General features: G+C 75.1%; 14 protein-coding genes. 6 read left to right on the top strand and 8 right to left on the bottom strand.

The window, feature by feature from the left end; translation table 11 throughout:
- Nucleotides 1-59: 59 nt before the first annotated feature.
- Together ACI79E_RS05255 and ACI79E_RS05250 are read left to right on the top strand one after the other, a co-directional pair.
- Entirely contained in the window at nt 60-2,255 is a 2,196-nt protein-coding gene (locus ACI79E_RS05255; protein WP_456931492.1) for a bifunctional MFS transporter/dTMP kinase, read from the top strand.
- Between the two features lie 4 nt (nt 2,256-2,259).
- Entirely contained in the window at nt 2,260-3,108 is an 849-nt protein-coding gene (locus tag ACI79E_RS05250; protein ID WP_456931491.1) for a class I SAM-dependent methyltransferase, read from the top strand.
- A gap of 24 nt (nt 3,109-3,132) precedes the next feature.
- Here the strand turns inward: ACI79E_RS05250 and ACI79E_RS05245 are convergent, their stop codons facing one another.
- On the bottom strand, nt 3,133-4,131 hold the full coding sequence (locus ACI79E_RS05245) for a helix-turn-helix domain-containing protein (protein ID WP_456931490.1): 999 nt from the start codon (nt 4,129-4,131) through the stop codon (nt 3,133-3,135).
- Between the two features lie 81 nt (nt 4,132-4,212).
- On the opposite strand from ACI79E_RS05245, the gene ACI79E_RS05240 reads away from it, so the two are divergent.
- Nucleotides 4,213-4,425 (top strand): hypothetical protein, encoded by a 213-nt coding sequence (locus tag ACI79E_RS05240; RefSeq protein WP_456931489.1) that lies wholly within the window; start codon nt 4,213-4,215, stop codon nt 4,423-4,425.
- Nucleotides 4,426-4,478: 53 nt separating this feature from the next.
- Nucleotides 4,479-4,688 (top strand): DUF3072 domain-containing protein, encoded by a 210-nt coding sequence (locus ACI79E_RS05235; RefSeq protein ID WP_456931488.1) that lies wholly within the window; start codon nt 4,479-4,481, stop codon nt 4,686-4,688.
- Between the two features lie 14 nt (nt 4,689-4,702).
- Here ACI79E_RS05235 and ACI79E_RS05230 read toward each other — a convergent pair whose 3' ends face one another.
- Entirely contained in the window at nt 4,703-5,383 is a 681-nt protein-coding gene (locus ACI79E_RS05230) for a winged helix-turn-helix domain-containing protein (RefSeq protein WP_456931487.1), read from the bottom strand.
- On the bottom strand, nt 5,380-6,663 hold the full coding sequence (locus ACI79E_RS05225) for a sensor histidine kinase (RefSeq protein WP_456931486.1): 1,284 nt from the start codon (nt 6,661-6,663) through the stop codon (nt 5,380-5,382). The genes ACI79E_RS05230 and ACI79E_RS05225 overlap by 4 nt, the downstream gene beginning before the upstream one ends.
- A gap of 272 nt (nt 6,664-6,935) precedes the next feature.
- Here ACI79E_RS05225 and phoU point away from each other — a divergent pair, with 272 nt between their 5' ends.
- Nucleotides 6,936-7,592: a phosphate signaling complex protein PhoU gene (gene phoU, locus ACI79E_RS05220; protein ID WP_456931485.1), complete on the top strand. Its 657-nt coding sequence runs from the start codon at nt 6,936-6,938 to the stop codon at nt 7,590-7,592.
- Nucleotides 7,593-7,655: 63 nt separating this feature from the next.
- On the opposite strand, the gene ACI79E_RS05215 is transcribed toward phoU, so the two are convergent.
- On the bottom strand, nt 7,656-8,417 hold the full coding sequence (locus ACI79E_RS05215) for a phosphoglyceromutase (RefSeq protein WP_456848104.1): 762 nt from the start codon (nt 8,415-8,417) through the stop codon (nt 7,656-7,658).
- Between the two features lie 33 nt (nt 8,418-8,450).
- A complete protein-coding gene (locus ACI79E_RS05210) occupies nt 8,451-8,750 on the bottom strand; it encodes a hypothetical protein (protein ID WP_456931484.1) in 300 nt (99 codons plus the stop codon).
- Between the two features lie 107 nt (nt 8,751-8,857).
- On the opposite strand from ACI79E_RS05210, the gene ACI79E_RS05205 reads away from it, so the two are divergent.
- On the top strand, nt 8,858-9,616 hold the full coding sequence (locus ACI79E_RS05205; RefSeq protein WP_456931483.1) for a class I SAM-dependent methyltransferase: 759 nt from the start codon (nt 8,858-8,860) through the stop codon (nt 9,614-9,616).
- On the opposite strand, the gene ACI79E_RS05200 is transcribed toward ACI79E_RS05205, so the two are convergent.
- Genes ACI79E_RS05200 through mshA form a run of 3 tightly spaced genes read right to left on the bottom strand, consistent with a single transcriptional unit; the run spans nt 9,589 to nt 13,069 of the window.
- The gene (locus ACI79E_RS05200) at nt 9,589-11,181 is read right to left on the bottom strand and encodes an MFS transporter (RefSeq protein ID WP_456931482.1); all 1,593 of its coding nucleotides are present in this window, start codon (nt 11,179-11,181) and stop codon (nt 9,589-9,591) included. The genes ACI79E_RS05205 and ACI79E_RS05200 overlap by 28 nt on opposite strands.
- Nucleotides 11,178-11,720, bottom strand: a complete 543-nt coding sequence (locus ACI79E_RS05195) for a YbjN domain-containing protein (RefSeq protein WP_456931481.1) — start codon at nt 11,718-11,720, stop codon at nt 11,178-11,180. Before ACI79E_RS05195 ends, ACI79E_RS05200 begins: the two co-directional genes overlap by 4 nt.
- Nucleotides 11,717-13,069 carry a D-inositol-3-phosphate glycosyltransferase gene (gene mshA, locus ACI79E_RS05190; protein ID WP_456931480.1) on the bottom strand — a complete coding sequence of 451 codons (1,353 nt, stop codon included), beginning with the start codon at nt 13,067-13,069 and terminating at the stop codon, nt 11,717-11,719. Before mshA ends, ACI79E_RS05195 begins: the two co-directional genes overlap by 4 nt.
- Between the last annotated feature and the right edge of the window lie 41 nt (nt 13,070-13,110).

Here is a 13,110-nt window from a genome sequence, read left to right as displayed (position 1 = left end):
CTGCCGCCCCCCGCCACTACCCTCGTCCGGTACGGATCGACGAGCGGACGGCGGGGACTGTGATCGAGGAGCACGCGGCCGCGGGCGCTCCGGCCGCCGGGGAGCGGCTCCGCGGCCGGGACGCGGAGCCGGACCCCGCCCGCCCCGACAACGCCTTCCTCGCCCTCGTCCGCATCCCCGTGTTCCGCCGCCTGTGGGCGGCGATCACCCTCTCCAGCCTCGGGGACTGGCTGGGCCTGCTGGCGACCACGGCGATGGCCCAGCAGCTCACCCGGGAGGAGTCGCTGGCCGTGCAGGGGGCGGCGATCTCCGGTGTGATCCTCACCCGCCTGCTCCCCGACCTGCTGCTCGGCCCGCTGGCCGGGGCGCTGGCCGACCGGCTGGACCGTCGGACCACCGTCGTCGTCGGTGAGCTGCTGGCCCTGGGGCTGTACCTGTCCATCGCCGTCACCTACGAGCTGACCTGGCTCTACGTCGCCCAGTTCCTCGTCGAGGCGGTCGGGTTGTTCACCAACCCGGCCAAGCAGGCGATGTGGATGGCGATCGTGCCCCGCGAGCGGCTGGCCGTGGCCAACCAGGTCTCGCTGTTCTCCGTCTACGGCGCCGTCCCGGTGGCCGCGCTGGTCTTCGCGCTGCTGTCGACCGCCAGCCGGCTGCTCGGCGAGAGCGACGGCACCCAGTCCCGCACCGCGATCGTGGTCGCACTGCTGTTCAACGCCGCCACGTTCGGTGTCAGCTCGCTGACCGTGCTGCTCTCCCGCCGGCTGATCCCCGGGACGCCGGTGGACCGGGACGGCGGGCAGCGCAACGTCTTCTCCCTGGTGGTGGAGGGCGTGTCCTTCCTGCGCGGGCAACCGGTCATGCGGGCGCTCTACGTCGGCGTCATCGGCGCCTTCGGGGCCGGCGGGCTGATCATCGGCGTCGCCCAGCTCTACGTCGCCACCCTGGACGCCGGGACGGCCGGGTACTCGGTGGTGTTCGGCGTGGTGTTCACCGGGCTGGCCATCGGCATGCTGGCCGGGCCGCGGGTGCTGCCCACGGTGCCGCGCCGTGTCCTGTTCGCCCGGGCGATCGGCCTGGCCGGCCTGGCGCTGCTGGCGATGTCGGTGCTGCGGGAGTTCGTGCTGGCCACCGCCGTGGCCTTCCTCGTCGGCCTGTTCGCCGGGGTCAGCTGGATCATCGGCTACACGCTGATCGGCTTCGAGGTGGAGGACCGGCTGCGCGGCCGCGTCTACGCCTTCCTCGTCTCCTCGGTGCGGATCGTCCTGCTGCTCGCCGTGGCGGTCGGCCCGGGGCTGGCCGGGCTGCTGGGCAGCCACGACGTCCGCGTCGGCGGCCTGGTGTTCAGCCCCACCGGCCCCGGGCTCACGCTGATGGTCGGCGGCCTGATCGCGCTCCTGGTCAGCGCCTACGCCACCCGGCAGGTCTCGCCGGGCCGGTCGCGCACGCGGTTCCGCGACGTGCTGCGGCTGCTGTGGGGCCGGTCGGACCTGCTCTCGGCCTCGGCCAGCAGCGTCGGGCTGTTCGTGGTGGTCGAGGGCGCGGACCGCGAGCTCACCCACCGGTACGCCGAGGACCTCGCCGCGGTGCTGCGCGACTGCGGCTGCCCGGTGCTGGTCACCTCCGAGCCCAGCGACACCCAGCTCGGCCGGAAGGTGCGCGGCGTGCTGTTCCCGCCGGCCCCCGGCACCGGCACCGGGTTCCCGCCCGCCGAGCCGGTCCCGGACGACGACGACCGCGCGGTCGGGGCGCACACCGCGGCGCTGCTGGCGGCGGCGGACCGCGCCCAGCACGTCGCGACGGTGATCCGGCCGGCCCTGGAGCGCAACCAGGTGGTGGTGAACACCCACTACGTCGACACCTCCGTCGCCTTCCACGGCGCCGGGCAGGGCCTCGACGGCGACCGGATCTTCCGCACCTCGCTGTGGGCCACCCGCGGCCTGCTGCCGGACCTCACGGTGGTCGTGGACGCCCCGGTCACCTCGGCCCCCGAGGGCGCGGACCCGGACGCGGTGCGCCGCGCGTTCCTGGCGCTGGCCGACGCCGCGCCCGACCGCTACGTCGTCGTCCCCGGCGAGCTGCTCGAGCCCGGCGAGGACGGCAGCCTGGTCTCCGCGGCGGTCCGGCGGCGGGTCGCCTCGCTGCTCGCGCTGCGCTACCCGGCCGCCTCCGAAGGCGGCTCGGGTGCGGCCGACCCGCCGGTCGGCGCGGCGGCTCCCGCCTCCCCGGGCCCCGCGGAGGGCTCCGTAGGCTGACCCGGTGGGCGAGCTGGCGACGTGGACGGCGCAGGACACCGAGGACGTCGTCTGCTGCCTGTGCCGCGTCCCCGGCACGCTGGTCCACGACGTCGCCCCGTTCGGCGTGGTGCGCTGCCCGCAGTGCGCGCTGGTGTTCATCAGCCCGCGACTGCGCCCCGAGGCCCTGCAGCGGCTCTACGACGACGTCGGCTACTTCGAGGGCGGGGTCTACGGCAACGCCCTGGCCGGGGACGACGGCGCGACGGCCGGCGGTGCGCGCCTCTCCCCCGCCATGCTGCTGCAGCGCACCTGGACCGCCGGCCGGCTGCGGCTCATCGAACGGGAGCACGGCGGCGCCCCGGCCGGCGGTCGCCTGCTGGAGGTCGGCGCCGGCTACGGCCTCTTCCTGGCCGCGGCGCGCGACGCCGGCTGGACGACGGCGGGCGTGGAGCTCTCCCGCACCGGCGCCGCGCACGCCCGCGACCGCCTGGGCCTCGACGTGTTCTGCGGTCAGGTCGAGGACGCCCCGCTGACCCCCGGCTTCGACGTCGTCTGCGCCTGGGACACCGTCGAGCACGTGCCCGACCCGCTGGCGTTCTGGCGGACGGTGCGCTCGCTGGTGGCCGACGACGGCGTCGTCCTGTTCTCCACGCCGTACTACTCGTCGCTGCCCGCCCGGCTGCTGGGCACCCGCTGGTGGACGCTCAAGCCGACCGAGCACATCTGGCACTTCACGCCGCGCACGCACGCGCTGCTGCTGGCCCGGGCGGGGTTCGCGCTGACCGAGGTGGTCCGCAGCCCGCTGGCCCCGGCCAACGCCGCCCGCCTGGACTCGCTGGTCGGCGTCGCGCGGCCCATCCCCGGGGCCTGAGGGGATCGCCCGGGACGGTGCCGCTCAGGCGGCGCGGTCGTCGTCCCCCACGAGGGCCGCGGCCCGGAAGGTCTGCCGGTAGGCCCGCGGCGAGACACCCCGGCGGCGGGTGAACTGCTCGCGCAGCCCGGCCGCGGTGCCGAAGCCGACCAGCCGGGCGATCTCCTCGACCGGGGCGTCGCTGTTCTCCAGCAGCTCCTCCGCCGCGGCCAGCCGCTGGCCGAGCAGCCAGGCGTGCGGGGTGGTCCCGGTGGTGGCCTTGAAGCGGCGGGCGAAGCTGCGTGGGCTCATCAGCGCCCGCCGGGCGAGGGTGTCGACGCTGATGTCGTCGGCCAGGTGCGCCGAGGCCCACTCCAGCACGGCGCCGAGCAGGTCGTCCTCGCAGGCGGGGACGGGGGCGTCGATGAACTGCGCCTGCCCGCCGTCGCGGTGCGGCGGGACGACCATCTCCCGCGCCAGCGCGTTGGCCGCGGCCGCGCCCCACTCGCGGCGGACCACGTGCAGCAGGGTGTCCACCCCGGCGGCGGTGCCCGCCCCGGTGATGATCTGGCCGTTGTCGACGTAGAGGACCATCGGGTCGACCTGCACGGCCGGGTACCGCGCGGCGAGCTCGCCGGCGTACTTCCAGTGCGTGGTGGCCCGCTGCCCGTCCAGCAGGCCGGCCGCGGCGACGACGAACGCCCCGGTGCACTGGCTGACGATGAGTGCCCCGTTGGCGTGCGCGGCGCGGAACGCGTCGAGCAGCTGCGGGGTGGGGACGCGGCTGAACAGCTCCCACGCCGTGATCGTCACGATGTCGGAGGCGGCCAGCCGGTCGAGACCGTGCTCCACGGTGATCGGGATGCCGGTGTCGGTGCGGACGACGCCCGGGTGCTCGGTGACCAGGCCGAAGTCGAACAGCGGCAGCCCCATCTCGCGGCGGTCGTAGCCGAACACCTCCGCCGCGACGCCCAGGCCGAAGCTGCCCACGAGACCGTCGGCGACGACGGTGCTCACGACGAGGGGACGGTCGCTCCCGGTCATGCCGACATGATGGCAGAGAACTTGCGTTTGCGGTCAGTCCTGCCACTCGTGCCCGGGTGTGGCCCGGAGCACGCTCTCCCCATGTTGCTGATCACCTGCCCCGTCACCTCCACCGACGAACTGGTCGCGGACCGGCGCATCCGCTCGGTGACCAACCACGCGACCCACATCGCCATGCACGTCGAGTGCCCGGCCTGCGGGGCGGTGCACGTCTACCGCACCGGACGCCGGTGGGACGCCGTCCGTGAGCAGCGGACCGCCGCGCAGCCCACCCGGGAACTGACCCGCGCCTGAACGCGGGGTCGCCCGACCTGCGGACCGGCGCCGATGGCCCTACGCTCGAACACATGAGCGAATCGAACGCGAACCCCGACCGCAGCACGGAGAAGGACCCGTCGGACTGGGTGACCGGCGACGAGCCGGCCACCGGGGCGCAGAAGAGCTACCTCGGCACGCTCGCCCGCGAGGCCGGCGAGGAGGTCCCCGAGGACATCACCAAGGCCGACGCCTCGCGCAAGATCGACGAGCTGCAGGAGGAGACCGGCCGGGGCCAGTAGCCCCGACCGGCCTCCTAGGCCTCGAACTTGTACCCGAGGCCCCGCACGGTCACCAGGTACTTGGGGTTGGCGGGGTCGGGCTCGATCTTGGCCCGCAGTCGCTTCACGTGGACGTCGAGGGTCTTGGTGTCGCCCACGTAGTCCGAGCCCCACACCCGGTCGATGAGCTGCACCCGGGTGAGCACCCGCCCGGCGTTGCGCAGCAGCAGCTCCAGCAGGTCGAACTCCTTGAGCGGCAGCGCCACCGGCTCGCCGTCCACGGAGACCACGTGCCGTTCGACGTCCATGCGGACCGGTCCGGCCTCCAGCGCGCCGTCGGCGGGGGCCTCGGCCTCGCCGTGGCGGCGCAGCACGGCCCGGATCCGGGCGACCAGCTCGCGGGCCGAGTACGGCTTGGTGACGTAGTCGTCCGCGCCGAGCTCCAGGCCCACGACCTTGTCGACCTCGGAGTCCTTGGCGGTGAGCATGATGATCGGCACGCTGCTGCGGGCCCGCAGCGAGCGGCACACCTCGGTGCCCGACAGGCCGGGGAGCATGAGGTCGAGCAACACGATGTCCGCGCCGCCGCGGTCGAACTCCGCCAGCGCCTCCGGCCCGGTGGGGGCGACGACGGCGTCGTACCCCTCCCGCCGCAGCATGTAGGACAGCGCGTCGGAGAAGGACTCCTCGTCCTCCACCACGAGCACTCGCGTCATGACCGTCCCTTCGGGGCGTCGCCGGCGACCACGTCGCCGCCGGCATCGGGACCGGCGACCGGATCGCCGGTGGGTGCGGGGCCGGCGACCGCGCCGCCGGCGGGGGGAGGTGCGGGGAGCCCGCCGGCCGCGGGTGACTCCGGGACGGCGGAGCGCGCGAGCGGGATCCGCAGCGTGAACGTCGACCCCAGCCCCTCCTCGCTCCACACGCTCACCGAGCCGCCGTGGTTGCTGGCCACGTGCTTGACGATGGCCAGCCCGAGGCCGGTGCCACCGGTGGCCGAGGCCCGCGACTGGTCGACGCGGTAGAAGCGCTCGAACACGCGGGAGCGGTCCTCCCGGGGGATGCCGATGCCGCTGTCGGTCACGGTGATCTCCGCGAAGCCGGACCGGGCGCGGGCACCGACCGCGATGCGGGTGCCCTCCGGGCTGTAGGCGACGGCGTTGGCCAGCAGGTTGGTCACCGCGGTCGCGAGCTGGGACTCGACCCCGCGGACCACCAGGCCGTGCTGCCCGCCGGAGGCGATGGTGATCTGCTTGGCCGACGCGGCCAGGCCGGTGCGGTCCACGGCCTCGGCGACGACCCGGTCGACCTCCACCGGCTGCAGCTCCGGCAGCGGCTCGCCGCCCTGCAGCCGGGACAGGTCGATGAGCTCCCGGACCAGCCGGGACAACCGCTCGGCCTCGTGGGTCATGCGCGCGGCGAACCGGCGCACCGTGTCCGGGTCGTCCGCGGCGTCCTCCACCGCCTCGGCCAGCAGGCGCAGCGCACCGACGGGCGTCTTCAGCTCGTGACCGACGTTGGCGACGAAGTCCCGCCGGACCGCCTCCACCCGCCGCGCCTCGGTGACGTCCATCAGCACGAGGGCCACCGGCCCCGGCAGGGGGCCGGTCTCCAGGCGGATGCCGTGCACCCCGACCTGCCTGGGCCCGCCGCCGACCAGCTCGCCGGGCAGGTCCACCTCGACCCGGCGGCGGCTGCCGGTCCGGACGTCGTTGGCCAGCACCAGCAGCTCGGGCACCAGCAGCCGGGTGTCGCGGACGATGCCCAGGGCCCGGGCCGGCGGGTTGGCCAGCAGCACGACGTCGTCGGCGTCGAGGAAGACGACCGCGGGGTCCATGAGGTCGACCAGCCGGCGGGCCAGGATCGTCTCCCCCAGCGGGGGCGACGGCGGCGGTGGCGAGCGGTCGAGGTCGGGGCGGTTGTACCGCAGCAGGACGGTGGCGACCAGGGCGCCACCGATCACGAGGCCGACCACGAGGGCGACCGTGGGACTCACGTCTCCTCCTCGCCGCCGCGTGCGGCCGCACCGCTCGCGAGTCCGCTCCTCCCGCCGATGCTAGGCCGCCCCGACCCACCGTCATCCCCCGTCGGGGTGGCGCCACCGGGCCGTACCGGCACTGTTCACGTTCCCGTGCCCACCCGTTCACCGCGCTGGGCCGGATGGCGCGCCGATCCCGACCTAGTCTCGGACGTGGACGCGCCGGGATCGCGAACAGACGCCGACCCGACGCTGCGGACACGGCCCCAGCGGCCGACGAGGAGGACGAGGTGCGCGACAACTACCGCGAGGAGCTCGACGACATCCGCGGCTGCCTGGTGGACATGGCCAACTCGGTGGGGTCACAACTGGCCAAGGCGACCACCGCCCTGCTCGACGCCGACGTGACCCTCGCCGACCTGGTGATCGCCGCCGACGACGCGCTGGACAACACCCGGGAGAGCATCGAGCAGCGCTGCTTCACGCTGCTGGCCCGCCAGGCCCCGGTGGCCACGGAGCTGCGCACCGTGATCACCGCGATGCGCATCGCCAGCGACCTCGAGCGCATGGGGGACCTCGCCGAGCACATCGCCAAGGTCGCCCGGATGCGCTTCCCCGAGTCGGCGGTCCCCCAGGAGGTGCGACCGGTCTTCCTCGAGGCCGGCCACGTCGCCGAGACCCTGGTCACCAAGGCCGGCACGGTCATCGCCAAGCAGGACGTCGAGGCCGCGCTCGAGCTCGAGGACGACGACGACGCGATGGACCGGCTGCACCGCCAGCTGTTCCGCGAGGTCCTCTCCGACGACTGGCCGCACGGCGTCGAGACCGCCATCGACATCACCCTGCTGGGCCGCTACTACGAGCGCTTCGCCGACCACGCGGTGAGCGTCGCCCGGCGGGTGGTCTACCTCGTCACCGGCGAACGGCGGATCAGCGCCGCAGGCTAGGCCCGCACCACGACGACGGCCCCCTCTCGCGTCGGGAGAGGGGGCCGTCGTCGTGGTGCCGGGCTACTTCTTGCCCTGGTTCTTGACCGCCTCGATGGCCGCGGCCGCCGCCTCGGGGTCGAGGTACTCACCACCGGGCTTGACCGGGCGCAGCTCGTCGTCCAGGTCGTAGCGCAGCGGGACCCCGGTGGGGATGTTGAGGCCCACGACCTCGTCCTCCCCCATGCCGTCCAGGTGCTTCACCAGCGCCCGCAGGCTGTTGCCGTGCGCCGCGACGAGCACGGTGAGCCCGGCGCGCAGGTCCGGGACGATGGCGTCGTACCAGTAGGGCAGCATCCGGACGACGACGTCGGCGAGGCACTCGGTGGCCGGGCGCACCTCCGGCGGCAGCATCGCGTAGCGCGGGTCGCCGTCCTGGGCGTACTCGCTGCCGGCCTCGATGGGCGGCGGCGGGGTGCTGTACGAGCGGCGCCACACGGTGAACTGCTCCTCGCCGTACTCGGCGAGGGTGGCGGCCTTGTCCTTGCCCTGCAGGGCGCCGTAGTGCCGCTCGTTGAGCCGCCAGGAGCGCTTGACCGGGATCCACTGCCGGTCGGCCGCGGCCAGCGCCAGCTCGGCGGTGGTGATGGCCCGCTTGAGCACGGAGGTGTGCGCGACCTCCGGCAGGAGACCGTGCTCGGCCAGCAGCTCCCCGCCGCGGGCGGCCTCGACGCGGCCCTTCTCCGACAGCGGCACGTCCACCCAGCCGGTGAACAGGTTGGCCTTGTTCCACTCGCTCTCGCCGTGGCGGAGCAGCACCAGCGTCCCGGGGGGTGTCCTCGTCACGCGGCCATCCTGCCCGACGTCCGGAGGCGTGGCTCAGCGGGTGAGCAGCGGCCACACCACCCACAGCTCGAAGAGCGCCGGTGGCAGCAGGCCGGCGAGCAACCAGGGGCTGCGCACGGGGCGGGCCGCGCCCCAGCGCAGCGCGGCGACGACGGCGACGCTGCAGGCCACCGCGACGGCCAGCCACAGCACCACCGCGGGGACGTCGACGACGACCAGCTGCGCCAGGGCCAGCTGCACCGCGCACAGCAGCACCGGGTAGGCCAGGGCGGAGGCGGCCACGACGCCCACGAGGGCCCGCACGAAGCGCTGCTGCGCGGGCTCCTCCTGCACCCGCGCCACGGTAGGAGGACCCCCCTGCCCCCACCAGAGGAGGAGCCCCTCCCCCCAGCAGGGCGGGGTCCTGCAGGGGGGCCGGAGCGGCAGGGCACCATCGCCTGGTGACCGCACTGGAGCGTTGGCGCGAGGAGCTGGCCGCGTGGGCCATAGACCCGGCGATCCTCGCCGCCGCACCCGAGTCGCCCTACGGCTTCCCGCCCGGCCTGTTCGGCAGCGGGGGCCGTCCCGGGCGCACCGTCGACGCCGTGCGGGAGGCCGCGCCGGCCAGCGTGCTCGACGTCGGCTGCGGCGGTGGCCGGGCCAGCATCCCCGTGGGTGCCGCGGAACTGCTCGCCGTGGACTCCTCCCCCGAGATGCTCGACCGCTACCGGGCCGCGGCCGCCCCCACCCCGGTGCGGACCTGGTGCGGCACGTGGCCCGACGTGGCCGCGGAGGTGCCGGTGGCCGACGTCGTCGTCGCCGCGGACGTCGTCTACAACGTGCCCGGCATCGAGCAGTTCGTCGCCGCCCTGACCGACCACGCCCGGCGGCGGGTGGTGGTGGAGCTCGGCGACGTGCACCCCTGGACGTCCATGGGGCCGCTGTGGCGGCACTTCCACGGCCAGGTCCGTCCCACCGGCCCGAGCGCGCAGCTGTTCGGCGAGGTGCTGGCCGAGCTGGGCATCGCGGCCGAGTCGGCCACGGAGTCCCGGCCGGACCCCTGGCAGGACGCCCCGGCCGACGTGGTCCTGGCCTTCACCCGCCGCCGGCTGTGCCTGCCGGTGGAGCGGGAACCGGAGGTCGCCGAGGCGATGCGGCGCCTCCGGGACGACCGGCCGCGCAGCTCGACGACCTACTGGTGGGCCGGCGCCGCGTCCTGACCGGCCGGCCGCCGGCGCCCGGGCAGCCAGGCGAGGACGACGACGGCGGCGACCAGCGTGGCCGCGGCCGTGCCGACCGCGGTGAGGTGCATGGCCGAGACGAAGGCGTCCTGGGCGGGGCCGACGATGCCGGCCGCGGCCGCCGCGACCTCGGCGTCCCCGGTCGCGCGGGCGCCCTCGACCGCCTCCAGGGTCGCCACCAGCGAGGTGCTGGCCTCCGCCCGGGCGCCGGCGGGCAGCGCGTCGACGGCGTCCCCCAGGTGCGCGGCGTAGGACGCCGCCAGCAGGGATCCCAGCATGGCCACGCCCAGCGCGCCGCCCACCTGCCGCACCGAGTTGTTCACCGCCGCACCGGCCCCCGCCTTGTGCCGGGGGACGACGGACATGATCGACTCCGTCGTCGGCGCCATCACCGCCCCCATGCCCAGGCCCTGCACCGACAGCACGACCAGCAGCAGCCACAGCGGCGAGCCGCCGTCGAGCAGCTGGAACCCCAGGACGGCGGTGGTGATGAACGCGAAGCCGGTGGCCACGACGAGCTTGGCACCGAGCCACTCGGCGATCCGCGAGGTCACCGGCGCCATGACGGCCATGCCCAGCGCCATGGGGATCAGCGCGGCACCGCTGGCCAACGGCCCGTAGCCGCGCACGCCCTGCAGGTAGTAGACGAGGTAGAAGGTCGCGCCCATGAGGGCGAAGAAGTTCAGCCCGAGGGCCGCCGCGGCGGCGGAGAAGGCCGGGTTGCGGAACAGCGACACGTCCAGCGCCGGGTGGCTGGACCGGCGCTGCAGCAGCACGAACACGACGAGCAGCGCCAGGCCGCCGAGCAGCGGCACGAGCACGCCCGGCGAGGTCCAGCCGGCCCCCGAGCCGCCGTGGATGATCCCGTAGACCAGCCCGACGAGCGCCGCGATCGACAGCAGGACGCCGGGGACGTCCAGCCGGCCCGGCGAGGGGTCCCGCGACTCGGGGACGACGAGCAGCGTGGCGAGGATCCCGAGGACGGCGACCGGGACGGCGATGAGGAAGATCGCACCCCACCAGAAGTGCTCCAGCACCGCACCACTGGCCAGCGGGCCGCCGGCCACCGCCAGACCCGCCGCGCCGGCCCAGATGCCGATGGCCCGGCCGCGCTCCCCGGGCGGGAAGACGTTGGTGATGACCGCGAGGGTGGCCGGCTGCACCGCCGCTCCCCCGATGCCCATGACCGCCCGCCAGACGATCAGCTCGACCGGGCTGCTGCTGAAGGCGCCCAGCACCGAGCCGAGGGTGTAGATCGACAGCCCCAGCAGCAGCACCCGCCGCCGCCCGATCCGGTCGCCGAGCACGCCCCAGGAGAACAGCAGGCCGGCGAAGACCAGGATGTAGGCGTCGATCGCCCACTGCAGCTGCCCCTGGGAGGCGCCGAGCTCGCGCTGCAGGGTCGGGATCGCGACGTTGAGCGTCGTGTTCCCCATGATCACCACGAGCAGGCAGACCGTCATGGTCGCCAGCACCCACCAGCGGCGGCCGTAGCCGGGGCGGTCGTCGACGGCGGAGGCCGCCGTGCGGTCGGTCGCCGTCACGCCCCGGAGTCCGCGTCGGCCGCGGGGCGGGACCGCCGATCGGGGTCGGCGAAGTCGGCGAACGCCGCCAGGTTGCGCAGGCTCTCCCCGCGCTTGACCCGCCACTCCCACTCCCGGCGGATCGAGGTGCCGAACCCGATCTCCAGCATCGTGTTGAAGTGGTCGTCGGCGTAGCTGAGCACCGCGCCGAGCACGCGGTCGAGCTCGTCGGGGGTGACCGCCGCGTGCGGCAGCCGGCCGGTGAGGTAGACGTCGCCGACGCTGTCGATCGAGTAGGCGACGCCGTACATGCGGGCGTTGTGCTGCAGCAGGTAGGTCCACAGCTGCTCGCGGTTCTCGTCGGGCTGCCGGCAGACGAAGGCCTCCACCCGTAGGGCGTGCCGGCCGACGATCAGCCCGCAGACCGTCCTGAGTTTCTGGGTGCCGGGCAGGTCCACCAGCCAGCGGCCCGGCGCGGGGTGCTCGTGCTCCAGCTCCGCGTCGCGCAGGGTCTGCTCGATCACCGCGTCGAGCGCGGCGACGTCCCCCGCACCGCTCACCGGGCCACCTGGGCGCCCAGCGCCCGCACCGTCCCGAGGCCGCGGGCCGCGCGCAGCACGGGGGTGGCCACCGCCTGCCGGGCGGCGAGGGTCATCTCCTCGGCCGCGGCGGTGTAGGCCGCCACCAGGGAGTCCACCGTGCGCTCCCAGGAGAAGGCGCCGGCGTGCCGGCGGGCACCGGCCGACAGCAGCTCCCGGCGGGCGAGGACGGCGCGGATGGCGGCGGCGTAGTCGGCCGGGTCGCGGCCCTCGACGAGCACGCCGGACACCCCGTCGCGGACCGCCGTCCGCAGGCCGCCGACCGCGGCGGCGACGACCGGGGTGCCGCACGCCTGCGCCTCCAGCGCCACCAGCCCGAAGGACTCGTTGTGGCTCGGGACGACGGCGACGTCCGCGGCCCGGTAGTGCTGCGCGAGCCGCTCGGCGTGCTGGGGCGGGAGGAACCGGACGAGGTCGGCGATGCCGAGCTGCGCGGCCAGCTGCTCGAGCTGGCGGGGCGCCTCCAGGCCGGAGCCGCTGGGGGCACCGATGACGTGCACCTGCAGCCGGCTGCGCAGTGCGGGGTCGTCGGCGAGCATCCGGGCGGCGGCCTCGAGCAGCAGGTCGGGGGCCTTGAGCGGCTGGATGCGGCCCACGAACAGCAGCACCACGGCGTCCTCGGCGATGCCCAGGTCGCGGCGGGCCGCCGTCCGGTCGCCGGGGGTGAACCGGTCGAGGTCGACGCCGGGCGGGACGACGAGGGTGCGGCGCGGGTCGGCGGCGTAGTGGTCGACCAGCTGGCGGGCCTCGTCGTCGGTGTTCGCGATGAGCCGGTCGGCCTCGGCGACCACCTGCTCCTCGCCGATCACCCGGCCCTGCGGCTCGGGCCGGTCACCGGCGGCGAGCGCGGCGTTCTTCACCTTGGCGAGGGTGTGCGCGGTGTGGATGAGCGGGACGCTCCACCGGTCGCGGGCCAGCCAGCCCACCTGGCCGGACAGCCAGTAGTGCGAGTGGACGACGTCGTAGTGGCCGGGCTCGTGCTGCGCCTCCTCGCGCAGGACGGCGGCGGTGAAGGCGCACAGCTGCCCGGGCAGGTCCTCCTTGCCCAGGCCCTCGAACGGGCCGGCGCTGACGTGCCGCACGGTGACGCCCGGGCTCATCTCGACCACCGGCGGCAGGTCGCTGGAGGTGGCGCGGGTGAAGACGTCGACGGCGATGCCGCGGGCGGCCAGCCGGCGGGACACCTCGACGACGTAGACGTTCATGCCGCCGGCGTCACCGGCGCCGGGCTGGTCGAGGGGGCTGGTGTGCACCGAGAGCGTCGCCACCCGCCGGGGCACGGCCGACCGGGGACGGCGGCGAGCGGCCACGTCCGACCTCCCGCCTCGGCTGTGGGCACCGGACGGCACCC

Source organism: Geodermatophilus sp. SYSU D00079, from assembly GCF_054050635.1.
Note: the sequence above shows the minus strand (reverse complement) of the source record. Positions and strands in the feature narration are given on the sequence as shown.